The sequence below is a fragment of the Comamonas sp. C11 genome (assembly GCF_024496285.1).
Taxonomy (GTDB): domain Bacteria; phylum Pseudomonadota; class Gammaproteobacteria; order Burkholderiales; family Burkholderiaceae_C; genus Comamonas; species Comamonas testosteroni_F.
The window spans coordinates 480,364-500,464 of the sequence record NZ_CP101743.1 but is presented as its reverse complement, the minus strand read 5'-3'; the positions used below and the strand labels follow the sequence as shown (position 1 = coordinate 500,464).

General features: G+C 62.2%; 19 protein-coding genes. 7 read left to right on the top strand and 12 right to left on the bottom strand.

The genetic code is table 11. The annotated features are described in order from the left end of the window. The first annotated feature begins 170 nt into the window (after window positions 1-170). On the top strand, window positions 171-686 hold the full coding sequence (locus tag NOX35_RS02285) for a hypothetical protein (RefSeq protein ID WP_256495589.1): 516 nt from the start codon (window positions 171-173) through the stop codon (window positions 684-686). A gap of 62 nt (window positions 687-748) precedes the next feature. On the opposite strand, the gene NOX35_RS02280 is transcribed toward NOX35_RS02285, so the two are convergent. Beyond that, entirely contained in the window at window positions 749-1,615 is an 867-nt protein-coding gene (locus NOX35_RS02280) for a GNAT family N-acetyltransferase (protein ID WP_256495588.1), read from the bottom strand. A 216-nt stretch (window positions 1,616-1,831) separates the two neighbouring features. On the opposite strand from NOX35_RS02280, the gene hemE reads away from it, so the two are divergent. From hemE to NOX35_RS02265, 3 genes are all read left to right on the top strand, one after another. Continuing rightward, window positions 1,832-2,947 carry a uroporphyrinogen decarboxylase gene (gene hemE / locus NOX35_RS02275; protein ID WP_182285453.1) on the top strand — a complete coding sequence of 372 codons (1,116 nt, stop codon included), beginning with the start codon at window positions 1,832-1,834 and terminating at the stop codon, window positions 2,945-2,947. A 657-nt stretch (window positions 2,948-3,604) separates the two neighbouring features. Next, window positions 3,605-5,806 carry a primosomal protein N' gene (gene priA, locus NOX35_RS02270; RefSeq protein WP_256495586.1) on the top strand — a complete coding sequence of 734 codons (2,202 nt, stop codon included), beginning with the start codon at window positions 3,605-3,607 and terminating at the stop codon, window positions 5,804-5,806. Between the two features lie 195 nt (window positions 5,807-6,001). Continuing rightward, on the top strand, window positions 6,002-7,123 hold the full coding sequence (locus NOX35_RS02265; RefSeq protein ID WP_182285451.1) for an asparaginase: 1,122 nt from the start codon (window positions 6,002-6,004) through the stop codon (window positions 7,121-7,123). Between the two features lie 201 nt (window positions 7,124-7,324). Here the strand turns inward: NOX35_RS02265 and NOX35_RS02260 are convergent, their stop codons facing one another. The 5 genes from NOX35_RS02260 to NOX35_RS02240 form a co-directional block, all read right to left on the bottom strand. Next, window positions 7,325-8,275 (bottom strand): AEC family transporter, encoded by a 951-nt coding sequence (locus tag NOX35_RS02260; RefSeq protein ID WP_256495585.1) that lies wholly within the window; start codon window positions 8,273-8,275, stop codon window positions 7,325-7,327. Between the two features lie 127 nt (window positions 8,276-8,402). Then, a complete protein-coding gene (locus NOX35_RS02255) occupies window positions 8,403-8,762 on the bottom strand; it encodes a hypothetical protein (RefSeq protein ID WP_182285449.1) in 360 nt (119 codons plus the stop codon). Between the two features lie 89 nt (window positions 8,763-8,851). After that, complete coding sequence (locus NOX35_RS02250; protein WP_256495583.1) at window positions 8,852-9,253, bottom strand: roadblock/LC7 domain-containing protein; 402 nt, start codon at window positions 9,251-9,253, stop codon at window positions 8,852-8,854. After that, window positions 9,250-9,816, bottom strand: a complete 567-nt coding sequence (locus tag NOX35_RS02245; protein WP_182285447.1) for an ATP/GTP-binding protein — start codon at window positions 9,814-9,816, stop codon at window positions 9,250-9,252. The genes NOX35_RS02250 and NOX35_RS02245 overlap by 4 nt, the downstream gene beginning before the upstream one ends. Continuing rightward, window positions 9,813-10,601, bottom strand: coding sequence for a hypothetical protein (locus NOX35_RS02240; protein ID WP_256495582.1), 789 nt, complete (start codon window positions 10,599-10,601; stop codon window positions 9,813-9,815). Before NOX35_RS02240 ends, NOX35_RS02245 begins: the two co-directional genes overlap by 4 nt. A 228-nt stretch (window positions 10,602-10,829) precedes the next feature. Here NOX35_RS02240 and NOX35_RS02235 point away from each other — a divergent pair, with 228 nt between their 5' ends. The 3 genes from NOX35_RS02235 to NOX35_RS02225 all read left to right on the top strand — a co-directional run bounded on the left by NOX35_RS02235 (window position 10,830) and on the right by NOX35_RS02225 (window position 14,593). Then, window positions 10,830-12,902 carry an ATP-dependent helicase gene (locus NOX35_RS02235; RefSeq protein ID WP_182285445.1) on the top strand — a complete coding sequence of 691 codons (2,073 nt, stop codon included), beginning with the start codon at window positions 10,830-10,832 and terminating at the stop codon, window positions 12,900-12,902. A 114-nt stretch (window positions 12,903-13,016) separates the two neighbouring features. Beyond that, window positions 13,017-13,340, top strand: a complete 324-nt coding sequence (locus NOX35_RS02230) for a hypothetical protein (RefSeq protein WP_256495581.1) — start codon at window positions 13,017-13,019, stop codon at window positions 13,338-13,340. Between the two features lie 50 nt (window positions 13,341-13,390). Then, window positions 13,391-14,593 carry a phospholipase A gene (locus NOX35_RS02225; protein WP_256495580.1) on the top strand — a complete coding sequence of 401 codons (1,203 nt, stop codon included), beginning with the start codon at window positions 13,391-13,393 and terminating at the stop codon, window positions 14,591-14,593. Between the two features lie 38 nt (window positions 14,594-14,631). Here the strand turns inward: NOX35_RS02225 and NOX35_RS02220 are convergent, their stop codons facing one another. The 6 genes from NOX35_RS02220 to NOX35_RS02195 form a co-directional block, all read right to left on the bottom strand. Then, the gene (locus NOX35_RS02220) at window positions 14,632-15,303 is read right to left on the bottom strand and encodes a GDSL-type esterase/lipase family protein (protein ID WP_182285442.1); all 672 of its coding nucleotides are present in this window, start codon (window positions 15,301-15,303) and stop codon (window positions 14,632-14,634) included. 179 nt (window positions 15,304-15,482) lie between these two features. After that, entirely contained in the window at window positions 15,483-15,875 is a 393-nt protein-coding gene (locus NOX35_RS02215; protein WP_182285441.1) for a RidA family protein, read from the bottom strand. 2 nt (window positions 15,876-15,877) lie between these two features. Then, the gene (locus NOX35_RS02210; RefSeq protein WP_182285440.1) at window positions 15,878-16,339 is read right to left on the bottom strand and encodes a thioesterase family protein; all 462 of its coding nucleotides are present in this window, start codon (window positions 16,337-16,339) and stop codon (window positions 15,878-15,880) included. A gap of 77 nt (window positions 16,340-16,416) precedes the next feature. Next, window positions 16,417-18,027 (bottom strand): benzoate-CoA ligase family protein, encoded by a 1,611-nt coding sequence (locus tag NOX35_RS02205; protein ID WP_256495578.1) that lies wholly within the window; start codon window positions 18,025-18,027, stop codon window positions 16,417-16,419. A gap of 53 nt (window positions 18,028-18,080) precedes the next feature. Continuing rightward, window positions 18,081-19,244, bottom strand: a complete 1,164-nt coding sequence (locus tag NOX35_RS02200; RefSeq protein ID WP_256495577.1) for an acyl-CoA dehydrogenase family protein — start codon at window positions 19,242-19,244, stop codon at window positions 18,081-18,083. A 1-nt stretch (window position 19,245) separates the two neighbouring features. Further along, window positions 19,246-20,100 (bottom strand): enoyl-CoA hydratase family protein, encoded by an 855-nt coding sequence (locus NOX35_RS02195; protein ID WP_256495576.1) that lies wholly within the window; start codon window positions 20,098-20,100, stop codon window positions 19,246-19,248. Between the last annotated feature and the right edge of the window lies 1 nt (window position 20,101).

Here is a 20,101-nt window from a genome sequence, read left to right as displayed (position 1 = left end):
CCTGGAGTAGAGAGCGACTTCGAGCAGGCGCACAGTGCCTATGGCACAAACCATGCAAAAGCTCTAGACTGGAGAGGCCCACAAGCCAGGCGCAACCGCAGTTTCCAGCCTTTGCCAGCCTTGCACACGTTGACCACTGCGGACTGCCTGAACTGCACAGGAGGTAAGCCATGCATGCCAACCTTATCCACCAGCCGTCTCACAAACGTCTTTGCCTGTTGCGTGCACTGGCGCTGGCCAGTCTGGCAATAGCCGGTCTGGCCCTGCCCTTTGCCTGGGACGTCCTGGCCAGCATCAACAGCATGCCCAAGATGCACTGGTTGGAACAGGCACTGGCGCAGGTTCCTGCCTTCAGCTGGCTGATGATGTTTGTCTGGGGCGGAGCCATACCACTGGTCTTGCTCAAGAACATGGACCAGACGCCATCACACAAGCTTCGCACCACGGTGGTGATGCTGATCCTGATGTGGATCGCCGTCACCTGGTATGTGCACATGCCGGCCAGCAATCAGTGCAGCGCGCTTTATGTATCCTGGGATTGGGCCTGCTCGGTTCTGCAATGGGGCTACAGCATGAGTCTGGTGCTGTCCATTGCAGCCTATGCCTTCCTCATGCTGGGCCTGATGGTTACAGCGCTGGGCCTGTTTGCCGAAGGCCTGGAAGATGAGCCCAGCCACGCTGCATGACCCGTCCAGCCATCAAAAAAGCCTGTGGCATGACCACAGGCTTTTTGCATTCCGTCCTCGCCTCAGGCCTTCATGCGCCCGAACAGTCGGCGGTAGCGAGAGGGTAGATCCTGCATGCGCATCATGATGGGCAGATCGGCCGTATTGAAGTCGCTGTCCCAGGCCGGCGCCCCCAGCACCTTGGCGCCGGCACGCAGATAGCCCTGGATCAGCGCTGGCGGCTCGACCTTCAACGCATCAGCCGAGACATTGCTGATATGTGCCAGCTCCTCGGGCAGGGCTACGCGGGGGCGAACCTGCAACTCGGGCTCGGCCAGATGGCTCTGGCGCAGTTGCTGCCAGATGCGTGCCGGGCCTTCGCCATGGGCCAGGCCCGGGTACTGCATGGGAATGCTGGCGCAACCCACCATGGCTTCGAGCCGGTTGCGCTGCATGAATTCGGCCAACGCCCCCCAGAGCGCCAGAATCACGCCGCCCTGGCGATGCTCCGCGTGCACGCAGCTGCGCCCCAGCTCGACCATCTGCGCACGCCAGGCGTTGATGGGCGAGAGATCGAATTCCTGATCGCTGTACAGACCGCCGGCGCGCTGGGCCTGGGCGGGGGTCAGCAGACGATAGGTACCGATTACCTTGTTCTGCTCTTCATCGCAGACCATCAGATGCTCGCAGAAATCGTCAAAGACATCGATGTCGTGACCCGCCACGGGGGTCTGCAGCACAGCCCCCATTTCCTCGGCAAAGATCTGGTAGCGCAGGCGCTGAGCCTGGCGAACCTCGTCCAGATGCCGGGCCCAGCGCACCTGCAGGCGCAAAGCGGGCGCTGCAGCATGTGCGGGACTGACAGGGCGATGGGAAAGCGAGGGTGCCGATGACGGTGTCGTCGCGATGCTCTGGCCATTCAGCGCATCAAGAATCTCGGGATGCCTCATGTCTGCTTTCCTCCGGTGTTGGACGCAGTTGGCGGCCTGCCTGTGCCACACGGTGTGTCTGCGTGGCGTCATTGTGGAAAACGCAGATGAAGCCCACGAGACATTTGGATGACGGTTTCATGACAAGCCCTGGCAACGGCCATCGCTGCACAGAGAGCTGAAATGCTGCTCGGGATTGTGGTGAATGGGAAAGCCGGAGTGGGCGACAATCGGCATATGAGTTTCGCCCCCCTGACCAATGACACCTTCCTGCGCGCATGCCGTCGCCAGGCTACCGACTACACGCCCCTGTGGCTGATGCGCCAGGCGGGACGCTACCTGCCCGAGTACAAGGCCACCCGCGCCAGGGCCGGCAGCTTCATGGGCCTGGCCACCAATGTGGACTATGCCACCGAGGTGACCCTGCAGCCGCTGGATCGCTTCCCTCTGGACGCGGCCATTCTGTTCAGCGACATCCTGACCGTGCCCGACGCCATGGGCCTTGGTCTGTCGTTCGCCGAAGGCGAGGGGCCGCGCTTTGCCAAGGTCGTGCGCGACGAGGCCGCCGTGGCGGAGCTGGCCGTACCCGACATGGACAAGCTGCGCTATGTGTTTGACGCCGTCACCAATATCCGCAAGGTGCTCAATGGCCGTGTGCCGCTGATCGGCTTCTCGGGCAGCCCCTGGACTCTGGCCTGCTACATGACCGAGGGCAAGGGCAGCGATGACTACCGCACCGTCAAGTCGCTGATGTACTCGCGCCCCGACCTGATGCACCGCATCCTGGAAGTCAACGCCGACAGCGTGGCCGCCTACCTGAACGCCCAGATCGATGCCGGCGCCCAGGCCGTGATGATTTTTGACAGCTGGGGCGGCGTGCTGGCCGACGGCGCTTTCCAGGAATTCAGCCTGGCCTATACCAAGCGCGTGCTGGCTCAGCTCAAGCGCACCGGCGTGGACGGCAGCGACGTGCCCCGCATCGTCTTCACCAAGGGCGGTGGTATCTGGCTGCCCGACATGAAGGACATCGACTGCGAAGTGCTGGGTCTGGACTGGACGGCCAATCTGGGCAAGGCTCGCGCCATCGTGGGCGGCGAGGTCGGCGGCCCAGGCAAGGCGCTGCAGGGCAATATCGACCCCAATGTGCTGTTTGCCGCACCCGAGCAGGTCGCCGCCCAGGCGCGTGCCGTGCTGGACAGCTTTGGCAAGCCCCATACCGACAAGAGCACCACCGGCCCCACCCACATCTTCAATCTGGGTCACGGCATCAGCCAGTTCACCCCACCCGAACATGTGGCCGCGCTGGTCGAAGCTGTGCACAGCCACTCGCGCCTGCTGCGCACAAAGGGCTGATTCCCCTGCAACGAGTGCCTTCCCAGGCGTTTGTTGCAGAACAACGGGCCCAATCACCCGATAAGATCAAATGGTTATTGAACGACAATTGCCGGCCTGAGATGCAGCAAAGCGGCAGCAAATCATTGATTTCAAATCACTAAATCTCGGACCCTGAAAAATTCGGCGCCAGCAGTGCTTGGCGCTTTTTTATTTTTTCATCCACCTTGGCATCGATTGACGGAAGTTATCCACATATGAGTGCTTCAAGATAAGTGCATGCCTCATGGCTGCTGGCTCTAGTGCTATTTTTTGAGAAGTTAAGGACTTTGCACCGCGGTTTGAAAGCATTTAGGTTTAGGGAGCTTCTCGGTTGACAGTGACTCGCCGCCTGATTTATGCACAGATATGGCAAAGCAGACTCCCTGCCAACACTCCGCCGAAGCAAGCTCCTCATCGCCTCATGAATACATATAAGTCTTTGTTTTAAATAAATTAATTCTTCAACTGCTCAACCATCCTGCAGGCTTAAAAACACGAACAGGACTTGCCCAGGCCTTTCTCGCACATTGTTTCTCACAAAGTTATCCACAGAACGCAAAGCCTTTGCAGGCCTCAAAATCTGCTATAGCTCTGAGGAACCGCGGCCTCTGCAGCGCCTTCCCCTGATCCAACTCCATGTCCCATATCGTTTACGTTGCCGTCCAGACCCCTGCCCACAGCGCCGTAGGTGATCTGTTGAGCTACGTTAGCGATGCATGGCTGGAGCCCGGCACCTTGGCGCGCGTTCCTCTGGGAAAAAGAGAGTTGCTGGGTGTGGTCTGGGATACACCCGCTGCCCCCGAAGCCATTCCAGACGGGGTGGAACTACGCAGCATTGCCGGCCTGCTGCAGGGCATAGAACCGCTGAACCAGGCCTGGCGACGGCTGGTGGCTTTTGCCGCGCACTATTACCAGCGCAGCTTGGGCGAGATTGCCGTCACCGCCTTGCCACCTCAGTTGCGCGATATGTCGCCCGAACAACTGGCACGGCGGCTGGCTCCGCCCAAGACAGTCAAGACGCCAGCCGGCAAGCGCAAGAAGGCACAAGCCACCGAAGCAGCGCAAGCGAGCACCGAGACGATGGATCACACGCCGGACGCCAGCAGCGCAACGCCTTGGGTCGCACTCAGCGCCGAGCAATCCTCGGTTTTCGAGCAAATTGAGCAAAACCCAGGCCCGTTCCTGCTCTACGGCAGCACGGGCAGCGGCAAGACCGAGGTTTATCTGCGCGCAGTGCAAGCCGTGCTGGACGCCAACCCAGAGGCCCAAGCCCTGGTGATGGTGCCAGAGATCAACCTCACGCCTCAGCTGGAAGAGCGATTTGTCGCCCGCTTCGTGCCTCAGTACGGCAAGGACGCCGTAGTCAGCATGCACAGCGGCATGACCAACCCGCAGCGCCTCAAAAGCTGGCTGGCCGCTCACACGGGCCGCGCCCGCATCGTACTGGGTACGCGCATGGCTATTTTTGCCAGCGTGCCGCATCTGGCGCTGATCGTAGTCGACGAGGAACATGACGCCAGCTACAAGCAGCAGGAAGGCGCGCGCTATTCGGCGCGCGATCTGGCCATCTGGCGCGGGCGCGATACCGGCGCCAAGGTCATTCTGGGCAGCGCCACCCCGTCGCTGGAGAGCTGGCATGCCTCGGAACCCGATGTCGGCCGCTACCTGCGCCTGCATATGCCCAGCCGCATCGGCGCGGCCGGATCAGGCGCGGCCGGCTCCGGCGCGGCCAGCCTTCCCAGGGTGAGAATGGTGGACATGGGCCAGCAGCCCAAACGCGCCGTGTTCTCGCCTCCGCTGATCGAGGCCATCACCGAGCGCGTCAAACGCGGCGAGCAAAGCCTGATTCTGCTCAACCGCCGAGGCTTTGCCCCCGTGCTGTTCTGCGCCGACTGCAACTGGAAAAGCGACTGCCCCCATTGCAGCGCTCACCAGGTCTTTCACAAGGGCGACCGCACGCTGCGCTGCCACCACTGCGGCTTTACCCAGCGTGTACCGTTTGCCTGCCCCAGCTGCGGCAACCCCGACATCCTGCCACTGGGCAAGGGCACGGAGCAGTTGCAGGAAGAGCTGGAGCGGCTGCTGCGCAATGTGCAGCGCCCCGACGGCAATCCTGCCCGCGTGGCGCGCATCGACGCCGACACCACCAAGGCCAAGGGCAGCCTGGAGCAGCAGCTGGCCCAGGTGCATGCCGGCGATGTGGATGTGCTGGTAGGCACCCAGATGGTGGCCAAGGGCCATGACTTTCGGCGCATCACGCTGGTGGCGGCCGTACAACCCGACAGCGCGCTGTACTCCAGCGACTATCGCGCCCCGGAGCGGCTCTTCTGCCTGCTGATGCAGGCCGCCGGGCGTGCCGGGCGCGACGCGCAATATGTGAAGGCCCAGGGCAGCCATCCGGAAATGTGGATTCAAAGCCACGACCCGCAAAACGCCGTCTACACCGCACTGCGCAAGCATGACTACCCGGCGTTTGCCAGGCAGCAGCTCAAGGAACGGCTGGATGCCGGCATGCCGCCCTATGCCTTCCAGGCCATAGTCCGGGCCGATGCACGCACCCAGGAAGCCGCCCAGGCGTTTCTGAATGCCGCCACCCAGGTCGCAAGAGAGGCCAAACTGCCTTATCTGGACGAGGTGTTCATCTACCCGCCCATCCCCATGGCGGTGCAGCGCGTGGCCAATGTGGAGCGCGCCCAGATGCTGCTGGAAGCCGGCAACCGCAGCGCCCTGCTGCGCTTTCTGAATGCCTGGCAGCAGTATCTGCACTGGCTGCGCACCCTGCCCGAGCACAGGCCGCTGGTGCGCTGGCTGGTGGATGTGGATCCGCTCAGCATCTAAAGTCGTCTGAAGTTTAAGGTTTTTAGCTCTTCAGCCCTTTACCCATAAGCGCTGACAGCTATCAATTTATATAAACCGCAGACGCTTGGCAAATCCATCGGGATTTGCGCGAATGGGCAAACCGGCATGGCTATTGCATTGTGTGAAGTTCGGCTCCACAAGAGGCCGCTTCATTCAATCACGGAGCACTACTTCATGCAAAAACAAGTCTTCCGCCAGTCCTTGCTGGCCGCCACCATTGCCGTTCTGGGCGTTCTGTCCGCCCCCGGCGCAGCCCTGGCGCAGGATGCATCGCCTGCGGCCGCGCAGGCGGCCAAGGCGCAGGCGGCCAAGCCCAATGTGGTGGTGCTGGCCACGGGCGGCACGATTGCGGGTGCCGGTGCCTCGACCGTCAACAGCGCTACCTACACGGCCGCCAAGGTACCTGTGGACAAGCTGCTGGCCGGCCTGCCCGAGCTGACCCAGATCGCCAATGTGCGCGGCGAGCAGGTGTTCCAGATCGCTTCCGAGAGCTTTACCAACGACAATCTGCTGACCCTGGCCAAGCGTGTCTCGCAACTGGCCAAGCAGTCCGATGTGGACGGCATTGTCATCACCCACGGCACGGACACGCTGGCCGAGACGGCCTACTTCCTGAGTCTGACCGTGCACACCGACAAGCCCATTGCCGTGGTCGGCAGCATGCGCCCGGGCACGGCCTTGTCCGCCGATGGCGCGCTGAATCTGGTCAATGCCGTCAGCGTGGCCGGCTCCAAGGACGCCAGGGGCAAGGGGGTCTTCGTCACCATGAATGACGAGATCAACACCGCCCGCGATGTGAACAAGGACATCAACATCCAGACCGGTGCCTTCAAGAGCCAGTGGGGCCCGCTGGGCATGGTCGTCGAGGGCAAGAACTACTGGTTCCGCGCCCCCGTCAAGCGCCACACCATGAACTCCGAGTTCAACATCGACAACATCGACAAGCTGCCTCAGGTGGACATCGTCTATGCCTACGGCAGCGTTCAGCCCACGGCCGTGAATGCCCTGGTCGATGCCGGTGCCAAGGCCATCGTCCATGCCGGCACCGGCAATGGCTCGGTGGCCGACCGCATGGTCAAGCCGCTGCAGGATGCACGCGGCAAGGGCGTGCTCATCGTGCGCTCGTCACGCGTTCCCTACGGCTTTGTGCTGCGCAATGCCGAGCAGCCCGACGACAAGTACGACTGGGTGGTCGCCCACGATATGCGCCCCGAAAAGGCACGCCTGCTGACCATGCTGGCGCTGACCAAGGGCGCCAACACCAAGGAACTGCAGCGGATGTTCTGGGAGTATTGAACACTCCCCCTGAGGCGCTTCGCGCCTTCCCCCTCTCTGGCGCTGAGCGCCGGAGGGGGACGACACCCTCGCTGCGGGGCGGCGGGGCCGCCTAGGCCCTTGCTCGGTGTCTCTTTGTTGAGGTGTGTGTTTGATTTACGGTTTTTAGCCAAAACAGCGGTTTGCACAGGCTGGTCTTGTGCAAGCCGCTCTTGTTTTGGATCAGGTCATCAGCGCCACGGCGGCGGAGAAGCTGAGGAAAGCCAGGCTGGTCGATACCAGAATGATGCGCGCCACGCGGCCGCTGTGGGCGCCGTAGCGCTCGGTCAGCAGCGACACATTGCTGGCCGAGGGAAGAGCCGCCAGCAGCACCAGCACCACCAGGGTTTCGTACTGGAGCCCCTGGCCCATGGAGATTGCGGCCAGTCCGACGGCCCAGACCAGCAGCGGATGGACGACCAGCTTGGCCAGCGCAATCGGCACATAGTCGCGCGCAGCCACGCGCTCGTGGCTGTTCATCTGCGAGCGCGCCAGCACGGCTCCTATGGTGAACAATGCCACCGGCGAAGCTGCGGCAGCCAGCATGGCCACGGTCTTGTCCACCGGACCGGGCAATACCCAGCCCATGGCCGACGCCAGACCGCCCAGCAGAATCGACCAGGGCATGGGATTGGATGCCATGCCCTTGAGCGAATTACGCACCGCCAGCCAGATTCCTTGCCCTCCCGCCAGATCAAGCCGCGACAGTGCAATGCAGGCCGAGGTGGTGATGACCATGTCGATGGCCATGGTCACGATCACCGGGCCCGCGCTCTGCGTGCCCAGCAGCGCCGCCAACATGGGGACGCCCATGAAACCGGTGTTGGGAAACGCGGCCACCAAAGCGCCGAATGCGGCATCGTTCCAGCCCAGGCGTGCGCGTGTCAGCAGCACGGTCGCGCCCACCATCAGCGCTGCACAGAGCAGATAGACCAGGGTGACGTTGATGTCGAGCAACTGATGAATCGGTGTCTGCGCGCCAAAGCGGTACAGCATGCAGGGCAGCGCGAAGTACAGCACAAAAGCATTGAGGCCGGGGATCGCGGCCTGGGGCAGAATGCCGCGCCATGTGGCGGCAAAGCCGCAGGCCACCAGCGCAAAGAAGGGAAAGGTGATGAGTAGAACGGACAGCACCGGCAAATTGTGACAGCGCCCGGCTCCAACCCTCTCACGGCCTTCGATGAAAGTTTTTCAGTGCAGACCTACCCAAAAACAAAGCCTGCGCAAGGCAGGCTGCTGTGACAGGTACAAGGACAGCGCGTCAGAGCCTGAGTTCCTTTTCCACATCTGCAGTCTTGCGGCGCGCCAGCGCCAGGTTGGCACGAGCCTTGTCCAGCACCAGATAGAAGAACACGCCGTCATTGGCGGCCACGGGACGGATGATGTGATATTGCTTGCCCAGAGTGATCAGTATGTCGTCGATCTGGTCGTTGAGATTGAGCATGCGCATGGTCTTGATCTTGGCACGCACGACCTCGGTGTTGCCGGCCGCAGCCAGCTCCATGTCCACGCCGCCGCCTACGCTGCCCATCAGCATGCCGCTGGAGCTGTCCACGAGAGCGCCACAGACAGCACCGTCTGTGGTCATCAGAGCGTTCAGAGAATCCTGGATAGAGGCCATAAATCCACCTTTTGAGAAAAAAAGCAAGACAAGGAACTCGTGCGCCAGATGCGCACCCACTCAGACTCAGAACTCCAGTGAACCTGTGATCAAGAGGGCAGGTACCCTGTGGCGACCTCACCGGCCGCCCAGAGCGCGCGACCCAGCAAGGCGTTCTGATCCACCACCAGGCAGAGAACGGCCGGGAAGGAGCCGCTCACCGCCTGGAAGACCACCGTGCCCGACTCCGTCTCGAAAGTCAGGCGCTTGCAATCCCTGTGTCCGATCTCATTGGCCACGGCCTTGGCCATGGCCATGAGCGAGCCCGCCATGGCCGACAGTCGCTCGGTCGGCAGTTCGCTGCGAATGCGCAGCGCAGCAATCTCGAAACCGTCTGGGGTACAGAGCAAGGCGATGTGGACGCCCGCCACCGGGGCAACCACGCGCGCCAGGATTTCCTGACCTGCCTCCACGGCATGTGGCGGAATCACGAGGGAGGTATGGGTCTTCATAGCGTCTGACTTTGCAAGGACAGCAGCGATGCCAGCACGCTCAGGGCATCCAGCATCTGCTGGCGATCGCGTGGATCGACCTCAACAAGCGGGGTGAGGTCATGGCCTTTGGCAACCAGGGCCGAGCTGAATGCTTCCATCCTTGCTCCGCTGGCGGGACGGCAACTCAGAATGACCATCAATGGCGCCTGATCCAGCTCTGCGATCCCCGTCAGCATCTCGCAGGCGTAGTCCACCGCGCCTACATCGTTGACGTCCACCATCAGCAGCGCTCCCACCGATGCAGAAAGCACCCAGCGGCGCACGAAATCGAAACGATCCTGACCGGGGCTGCCTACCAGTTGCAATCGCTCGCCAGAGCCCAGGTCGATCTCGCCAAACTCCGCCCCTACCGTGGTGAACTCCTTGCCGTGTGTCGCCTTGTCCAGGTTGCGCACATCGCTGCCCGCCATGAATTCCCCGCACAGGCTGCGCAGCGCCGTGGTCTTGCCGATGCCCATGGGCCCCAGAAGACTCACCCGCAGCAGGCCCTGACCAGGCTGCATGGGCATGAAAGATGTCATGTACGTCCTCCACGGGTAATCCAGCCCGTCAGCCTGCTGAGCCATTGACGCGTCACGGAAGCGGCCGGCTGCTTCTGGGTAGTTGATTTCTGCGCAGCAGAGGGTTCCTCGGAGCCGCGCAGACTGCAGCGCAGGACTGCCTGAACCTGAGGCAGGGACAGCAGGGTCGATAGTTGCGATATCTCAATGCCGGCGTGCTCCGCCAGCGATCTGGCATCGATAGGCCCACGCGCGAGCAGCGCCAGCACGCGCATGTTCTGCGCGCTGTTGTCGCTGCCAGGCAAAGCAACCCAGGATTTGATTTGAAAGCAATGCGTACAGTCGACTCCCTGCAACTGAAGCTCTTGCAAGGCACGCTGCGGCGACAGGGGCTCACCGTCCCTGTGCCGGGCCCTCCAGTCCATGAGGAAAACCGCGGCACGATCGAGCATGTCGATCAGGTCGGACAACGTGAAGTCCACATCAAGATGTACTACCCAGCCCTGGGAAGAACGCCCCAGCGGCTGCATGGCCGGCTCGCCGCCGATATAGACCACGCAAGGAGCTCTCGCCTCTGCCCTGGCCAGCAGGCTCTCCAGCCCTTCAATCACCAGCACTTCGGCCGCATGGCGCGGAACCTGACGCCAGCCGGAAAGCGACTTGCGCGCGGCGACTGCGAACAGCGCTTCAAAGCGCTGCTGCACGGCAGGCGTCCAAAGTTCTGCGGCCAAGCTCACTTCACCGATGGTTCTCGCCATGCACAACACCCTGAGGGTTGAGGAAAAGACCATGAATCCCTCAACCATCGAAAATTCGCTGGCGCTATCGGGATCAAGGCCGGAACAATGCAATCTTCACGCTACACAACTAACACCTTATTACAACAATTATTCAAGTAACAGGAGAGCGCACGTGTAGGTGAAACGCTCGCTGAGTCCCTGATTTTTGTCAGTTGTGAGCGCTGTCATCAGGGCTCTTTACAGCGAAGCGGTATGCTCCCAGTCCTTGTTTTTGATGATGGGTCACTCTGCTTCATGTCTGCTGGTCTCAACCTCGCTCAGCTCCAGGCCGTGCATTACACCGAAGGTCCATGCCTTGTTCTGGCAGGCGCCGGCTCGGGCAAGACCCGTGTGATTACGCACAAGATCGGCCGTCTGATCGAAACCGGTCTGGCGCCACGCCGCATTGCCGCCATCACCTTTACCAACAAGGCCGCCGCGGAAATGCGCGAACGCGCCGCAGGTCTGATAGGCCGCCAGGCCAAGGAGGTGCTGATCTGCACCTTCCACTCGCTGGGCGTGCGCATGGTGCGCGAGGACGGCCACATTCTCGGTCTCAAGCCTCAGTTCAGCATTCTGGACACCGACGACGTCACCGGCATCCTCAAGGACTGCGCGGGCGGCACCACCGATGTGGCGACGGCCCGCCAGTGGCAGTGGACCATCAGCGGCTGGAAGAATCAGGGCTGGGACAGTCGCAAGGCCCTGGCCATGGCACAGGACGACAACGAACGCAGCACCGCTCTCATCATGCAGCGCTATGAAGAGCGCCTGACCGCCTACCAGAGCGTGGACTTCGACGACCTGATCGGCATGCCCATGCGCTTGCTGCGCGGCCACCCCGAGGTGCGCGAGAAATGGCAGCGCCTGCTGGGCCACGTGCTGGTGGACGAATACCAGGACACCAATGCCACGCAGTACGAGCTGCTCAAATTCCTGGTGGGCGAGCGCGCCCACTTCACGGCGGTGGGAGACGATGATCAGTCGATCTACGGCTGGCGCGGCGCCACGCTGGACAATCTCAAGAAGCTGCCCGTGGACTTTCCGCAGCTCAAGGTCATCAAGCTGGAGCAGAACTACCGCTCCACCAGCGCCATCTTGCGCGCCGCCAACAATGTGATCGGCCCCAACCCCAAGCTGTTTCCCAAGACACTGTTTTCGGAACTCGGCGAGGGCGAACCCGTGCGCATCGTCGACTGCGACACCGAAGAGCATGAGGCCGAGCGCGCCGTGGCCCGCATTCAGGGCCTGCGCGCCAATATGAACCCGCAGCCCGCGTGGAAGGACTTCGCCATCCTCTACCGCGCCAACCACCAGGCCAAACCCTTCGAGAAGGCACTGCGCAAGGCCAACATCCCCTACAAGGTCTCGGGCGGCACCAGCTTTTTCGACCGCGCCGAGATCAAGGACCTGTGCGCATGGTTCCGTCTCTGGATCAACAACGACGACGACCCCGCCTTTCTGCGCTCCATAGGCACGCCCAAGCGCGGCATCGGTCACACCACGCTGGGCAAGCTCGGGGAATTCTCTGCCGCGCACAAGCTCAGCATGTTCGGCTCGCTGTTCAATGCGATGCTGGAGGAGGCGCTGCCGCGCAAGGCCTTCGAAAGCCTGCTGGAATTCGGCCGCTACATCAACGACCTGGAATACCGCGCCCGCCACACCCTGGGCTTTGAAGCCTCGCGCAGCTTCCTGATCGACTGGCTCAAGGAAATTGGCTACGAACAGTATCTGTATGACAGCGAAGACAGTGAGTCTGTCGCCGCCGCGCGCTGGAGCAATGTGCTGGAGTTCTGCGACTGGATGGCCCAGCGCGCCGGTGGTCAGATAGAAGATGCCGCAGGCGCCGGCCCCCAGACCGAGGTCAAGAGCCTGCTGGAGGTCTCGCAGAACATCGCGCTGCTGTCCACCATCAGCGAGCGCGAGAAGGAGCAGGACATGGTCGTGCTCTCCACCCTCCATGCCTCCAAGGGCCTGGAATGGCCCCATGTCATGCAGGTCGGCGTGACCGAGGGCATGCTGCCGTTCAAGCTGGACGACGACGACGGCAAGCAGCAAAAGGTCAGCGATGAAACGGCAGCGCGGCTGCAGGAAGAACGCCGCCTGATGTATGTGGGCATCACCCGCGCCCAGCGCACGCTGGCCGTGAGCTGGACCAAGCGCCGCAAGAAAGGCCGCGAGATGGTGGCCTGCCAGCCCAGCCGTTTCATCAAGGAAATGGGACTGGACGCAGCCACGGCCAAGGAAGACCCGCGCGAGAAGCTGCGCAAGCTGCGCGAGGAATTTGCCGCACGCAAGAACCAGGCGGCGCCGGGCGCCGCCAACTGAAGACCCGAGATGACTTTGAGAACTCTGATTTTCATAGCTGCCAGCGCTTTTTCCATAAGCGCTTTTTCCCAGTTTGACTCCAGATCTGCCAGCACTTGCCCGCAAGACTGGCAGATGAGCGACAAGCAGCTGCAAGGTGAATGGACAGGCTCCGTCGCCGGCAGCGAAGAAACCGCCCACATGGTGCTGGGCCCGCATCCCGAATGGGAAGGCAATGTCAAGGGCAGCATCAGCCGCCGGGGGGGCAGCCACCCCATGGTGGGCGATGTGAATGAGGGCACGGTCACGCTAGAAGAAAGCGCAGACGGCTCACGCATCACCGGCACCTGGCTGGGCGAGGTGGTCGACGGCAGCTGCGGTACAGAAATTCACGGCAGTTACCAGGAGGGAGAAAATGTTCCACCACGTGCGTTCATCATGCGCAAGGCCCAACCCTGAGCGGGGCTGGGTGTTGCCAACCGCAACCGGCCTGTGCATTGATTGATTCCATGAGTATTCGCTTTTTTACCCCGCACCCCCTGACCCTGAGCATCGGCCTGGCGCTGGTCGGCAGCCTGAACCCAGCTACCGCCAAAAGCGCAGAACTACCCTCCCCCGAAAACTGGCAGCAATGCGCAGCCACCACCAGCAACACCGACCGTCTGGCATGTTTTGACGCCTGGGCAATCAAGCAAAGCCCGGCTGTTGCTCCACCCGCTACCAGCTGGAGTGCCCCTGCGGCCAGCGCACAAGCAGCACCGGACCCTGCCTCGGCGAACCACGCCGCACCAGCCAGCTCAGCGGTGGCAATCACGGCCGGCTCCGACAGCGGCCTGGGCCTCTCTCCCACCAACGGCGGCTGTCGCGATCCTCGCTACACCGAGGTTTCGCGCTACTACGAACTGGAGCCCGGCACGGACTGCGGCACCTTCAACTTCCGCGGCTACCGCCCCATGTCCGTTTCCGTGGTCGTCGGCGACGAGGTCAATCAGCAGCCCTATTCGCCCAGCCGCGGCTTTGCGACCGAGCAGCCTTATCAAAAGCATGAGATGCGTCTGCAGCTCTCGGCCCGTACCAAGATTGCCTCCGGCCTGCTGACCGGTCCCACCTCGTCGGGCAAGGATTCGCTGTGGTTTGGCTATACCCAGCAGTCCTACTGGCAGCTGTTCAATGGCGATATCTCGCGCCCCTTCCGCACCACCGACCACGAGCCCGAGGTGTTCTACGTCTACCCGACGGACGCCCAGCTTCCGCTAGGCTGGCGCTGGCGCTACTCGGGCATAGGCATAGCGCATCAGTCGAACGGCCAGAGCAACCCGCTGTCGCGCAGCTGGAACCGCTGGTATCTGATGACCGGGGCCGAGCTGGGCAACCGCTTGCAGCTGCATCTGAAAGCCTGGCAGCGCATGAAGGAAAGCGCGCTCGAGGACGACAACCCCCATATCCAGGACTACATCGGTCGCGGCGAAGTCAAGCTGGGCTGGAACGTCAACGAGCAGAACTACCTGGGCCTGACCGCACGAGGCTCGCTGGGCCAGGGCAAGGGCTCCGGTCGCATCGAGTGGCTGCGCACCCTGGGCGAAGGCTGGAACGGCGGCAAGAGCAATCTGCGCCTGCATGTTCAGCTGTTCAGCGGCTATGGCGACAGCCTGGTCGACTACAACAACAAGCGCACGGTACTCAGCGTGGGCCTGAGCCTGCTGGACTTCTGAAGCCGGCTTCGCTCTCTGCCGCCGGGCCGAGCCGTGATTTACGCCAGAAAACCAGAAGCCCGGGCTTGAGCCACCAGCAGTTCGGTAAACCGCGCATAGCCTGCGGCATTGGCATGTACCTGATCGGCGCGCAAGGCGCTATTGCCCAGCACCTCGCTCCAGGCATCGGGCAGCAATGCCACCCGGTTGTCCTTGGCCAAGGTTTGGTAGATGGCGTGATCCTTCATGCGCCCCGTCAACGCCGCACCCAGGCTCAGCTCCGGCACGGCCACCAGCAGCACGGGCGTCGCCCTGGCTTTGCACAGCTGCAGCATGCGCGTGATCTCGCCTTGCACGACTTGCTCGCTCCTGCGCTGCAGCCAGTCGTTGCCACCAGCGCACAGAATCGTCAAAGATGGCCTGTGCTCATCGAGCAGCCCCGGCAGGCGGTCCGCAATCTGTTTGCTGGTCTCGCCAGAAACACCGGCATTCACCACCTTCCAACCCGTGCGCTCGGCCAGCAGGCTGGGGTAGCCGGCATCTGCATTGGCTCCGACACCTTGCGTCAAGGAGTCTCCAAGCGCCAGCACGGTAGCCCCGACAGGAACGACAGCGGCCTTGGGTGTCTTCTTGCCACAGGCACCTAGCAGCATGGCGCCCCCCGTCAGCAATGCTGCGGCACGCATGCCTTGAAGAACATGGCGTCGGTACGGGTCAAATATCGGTTTCATGGCATCTCACAAAACAGCGGGTTTGCAAGGGCTGGAAGGCAGCTCCTTGGGCGCGAGGATAGCTCAGCCTCCGCCGCCCCAATGCAGACCGCGCTGCACGACGGTAAAACTGCAAAGCAGCAGCCGTAAGAAAACCGCTGCGCCCAAGGCCCAGCGGCTATGCATGCGCAGATTGCCAATCAGTCGGGCACGACTGCAGTCACCTCGATCTCCACCTTGGCCCGGTCCTCGATCAAGGCCGCCACCTGCACGGCCGTCATGGCTACGTTGAATGAACCAATCAGCTCGCGATAGGCCTTGCCGATCTCGGCCTGCTGAGCCAGATATTCCTTCTTGTCGGTGATATACCAGGTCATGCGCACGATGTGTTCAGGCCTGGCTCCCCCTGCCTGCAGCACCTCGACGATATTGTGCAGAGCCTGTCTCGCCTGCGCCGCGAGATCGTCGGTATGAAACCGGCCCTCGGCGTCCCAGCCAATCATGCCGGCAACATAGATCTGGCGGCCGCTGACGGCCACGCCATTCGCATATCCCTTGGGCCGAGGCCAGCCCGGAGGCAGCAGTACTTGCATGTTCAACTCCTGTTTTCTGTTGGATTGAATGAACTTTGCCAACGCTCGATTGCGTGGCGGATATGTTGCGGCGCAGTGATGGCCTGATGGGTTTGAAGACTGGTGAAGACCAGCACTTTCTGCGCCATCACGCGCAGCTGTCCCTCAGGACCTCTGCAATCCACATCGAGCGTCAACGAACGATTGCCCAGCTTGGCAACCGACAGGCCCAGACTCACGGTTTCGCCCATGCGGGTGATGGCACGAAAGTCGCATTCCAGATGCACGATGGGCAGGCCCACCTTGTCCTTGTGCAGCATGTCCGCATAGCTCAGGCCCAGCGCCTGGTTGAACCAGTCTTCGACCAGCCCGTTGAACAACACCAGATATTGGGGAAAGAAGATGATGCCCGCCGGATCGCAGTGCGCAAAACGAATCGGCACCTGCGTCACAAAGCGTTTTGAAGCCATTGCCACTTCATTCATACGCAAACAATTCCTTCAGCAAAATCTGCCTGCAGCGCTTTTCAATCAGGCGCATGCAGCTTTAAGAAACATAGCAATCAGGGTTGATTCAGGCGAAAGCGCTGCAACTTGCCCGTGGCCGTGCGCGGCAGTTGATCGACGAACTGCACAGCCCGTGGATATTTGTAGGGAGCGACCTGGCTCTTCACAAAATCCTGCAGCTCCATGACCATGGCATCGCTGGCCACATGGCCGGCACGCAGCACCACAAAAGCCTTGACGATCTGGCCTCGCTCGCTGTCGGCCACGCCAATCACCGCGCATTCCGCCACAGAGCCGTGCTGCATCAGGGCCTCTTCGACTTCAGGCGCAGCGATGTTGTATCCGGCCGAGATGATCATGTCGTCGGTGCGTGCCTGATAAACGAAATAGCCGTCGACATCCATCAGATAGGCATCGCCCGTCAGGTTCCAGCCCCGGCTCACATACTTGGCCTGACGGCTGTCGTTGAGATAGCGGCATCCCGTTGGCCCCTGCACGGCCAGCCTGCCCACGGTGCCGGGCGGCACCTCGAGCCCCCCATCATCCACCACCTTGGCACGATAGCCGGGCACGGCCTTGCCGGTGGCACCGGGACGAGCCTCCTCTTCGCGGTGCGAGATGAAGATGTGCAGCATCTCGGTAGAACCGATGCCGTCAATGATTTCAATACCGGTCGCATCCTTCCACAGCGCGCGTGTGGAGGCGGTCAAGGCCTCGCCCGCCGACACGCATTTGCGCAACCGGGTGCGGCGGATGCGTTCGCCCTGCTGGGCCATCACACGGTAGGACGTAGGCGCCGTGAACACCACACTGGCACCAAATCGCTCAATGCCATCGACCAATTGCACGGGGCCGGCTTTCTCCAGCAAGGCCATGCTGGCTCCGATGGACATAGGGAACAGCACCTGCCCGCCCAGCCCGAAAGTGAATGCCAGCGGCGGACTGCCTATGAACACATCGTCGGCATTGGCACGCAGCGTATGCACGGGCCAGCAGGCGCAGACTGCCATCACATCGCGATGGAAATGCATGGTGGCCTTGGGCACGCCCGTGGTGCCCGAGGTGAAGCCCAGCAGGCAGGTATCGGTCGCGGCAGTTTCCACGGCCTGGAAGTCATCGCCCGCCTGCTCCATCAGACGCTCCAGTGCATCGGCTTCCACGCTGTTGAAATAGCGCACGGCCTTGAGCGTGCTGGTTCTTTCCTGTGCACCCTGTACCTCGGTGCGCAGCGCCGCATCGCACAGCGCATGGCTGATTTGCGCTATGTCGATGATGGTGGACAGCTCCTTGGCCCGCAACAGCGGCATGGCGGCCACGGCAATGCCCCCAGCCTTGATGACGCCAAACCAGCAGGCCACCATCATGGGATTGTTGGGTGCGCACAGCAACACGCGATTGCCGGGCTGCAGTCCCAGCTCCTGCGTCAGCACATTGGCGATGCGATTGGCCTTGAGCTGCAGATCCGCATAGCTCCAGCGCAGGCCTTCGGCCTGAATGCACAAACGGTCGCCGCGCCCTTCGCTCACATGTCTATCCAGCAGCTCCACGGCACAGTTAAGGCGCTCGGGGAACCGCAGCTCGGGCAGCTCGAAAATGAACTCGGGCTGCTGCTCGGGTGGCGGCAGGTTGTCGGCAGCAAAGGTATCGATATGCGCGGTGTACGACATGATTCCGATCTTTCAGTCAAAAATAGGATCAAACGCTTGATACAAAAGCGCCATCAGCTATGACTTTTGATAAGTTCACGCCCAATGATGAGCTGCTGCACCTCGGTCGCGCCTTCGTAGATGCGCAGGGCGCGAATCTCCCGGTAAAGGCGCTCCACGGGCTGCTCGCTGACCACGCCCAGGCCGCCCCAGATCTGCACGGCGGCATCGATCACCTGCTGGGCGTTTTCCGTCGCCGTCATCTTGGCCATGGCGGCCTCCCGTGTCACGTTCTCGCCCTGGTCACGCAACCAGGCTGCGCGATAGGTCAGCAGCGCCGCGCTGTCGATCTGCGTGGCCATCTGCGCCAGCTTGGCCTGGGTGAGCTGAAAATCAGCCAGCACGCCGCCGAACATCTTGCGGCTGGTCACGCGCTGCAAGGCCTCATCCATGGCACGACGCGCAAAGCCCAGCGATGCGGCGGCCACCGAGGTACGGAACACATCGAGCGTGCGCATCGCCACCTTGAAGCCCTCGCCGGCCACCCCAACGAGCTGGGAGGCAGGCACGCGGCAGTTCGAGAACGTCAAACGCGCCAGCGGGTGCGGTGCGATGACGTTGATACGCTCGGCAATCTCAAAGCCCGGAGTGCCGGCCTCCACAATCAGCGCCGACAGGCCCCGCGAACCCGCAGCCTCGCCGGTGCGCACAAAGACGACATAGAAGTCGGCAATGCCGCCGTTGGAGATCCAGGTCTTCTCGCCGTTGATCACATAGTGATCACCCTCCAGCCTGGCCTCGCAGGCCATGGCCGCCACGTCCGAGCCGGCGTCGGGCTCCGACAGTGCAAAAGCGGAAATCGCCTCGCCCCTGGCCACCAGGCTCAGATAGCGCTTTTTCTGCTCCTCGCTGCCCGCCAGAGAGATCGCCCCCGAGCCCAGACCCTGCATGGCAAACGCAAAGTCGGCCAGCCCGCCGTGGCGCGCCAGAGTCTCCCGGATCAGGCAGATGGCTCTGGTGTCGATCTGCTCCCCCGCGCCGCCATAGGCCGTACCAGCAACTGCATGCCGCAGCCACCCGGCCTCGCCCAGGGCCTTGACCAGTTTGCGGCATTCGGCATCCACATCGGGGCCATGCGCATGCGCAATGTTCTGCCTGGCCCAGGCATCCAACGACTGGGCCAGACGAGCGTGATGGGCTTCAAAAAAAGGCCATTTCAGATAGCTGGTGTCTGCCATATCAGTTTCCTTGAAAGACTGGCTTTTGCTTGGCCACGAACGCGTGATAGGCACGCGAGAAATCCTCGGTCAGCATGCACAGGGCCTGGGCCTGGGCTTCGGCTTCGATAGCCTGCTCTATGGTCATGGCCCATTCCTGGTGCAGCATGGTCTTGGTAATGCCATTGGCAAAGCTGGGACCGGCAGCCAGGTCGGCGGCCAGCTTCTGCGCATCGGCCAGCAAGCTCTCGGGTTCGCACAGACGGTTGAAGAAGCCCCAGCGTTCGCCCTCCTCACCACCCAGGCTGCGTCCCGTATAGAGCAGCTCGCTCGCACGGCCCTGGCCAATGATGCGCGGCAGCATGGCGCAGGCCCCCATGTCGCAGCCCGCCAGCCCCACGCGGTTGAACAGGAATGCGGTCTTGCTGCGCGCAGTGCCAAGGCGCATGTCCGAGGCCATGGCCATGATGGCCCCAGCACCCGCACATACGCCATCGATTGCAGCAATGATGGGCTGGGGGCAGGCACGCATGGTCTTGACCAGTTCGCCCGTCATGCGGGTGAACATCAAAAGCTCGGGGGCCTTGAGCGCGACCAGCGGACCGATGATTTCATGCACATCGCCACCAGAGCAGAAGTTGCCGCCGGCGCCGACCAGCACCACCGCCTTCACATCCTGCGCCCACTTGAGCTGGTGAAACAGGTCGCGCAGCTCGGCGTAGGAATCAAACGTCAGCGGATTCTTGCGCTCCGGACGATTGAGAGTGATGGTTGCCACGCCATCCTGCACCTGCCACTGGAAATGTGTGGCCCTATAGCCCGCCAGCAGCTTGTGATTGCCAGCTTGCAGCGCTGGATCGATTGCATATTCGCTCATG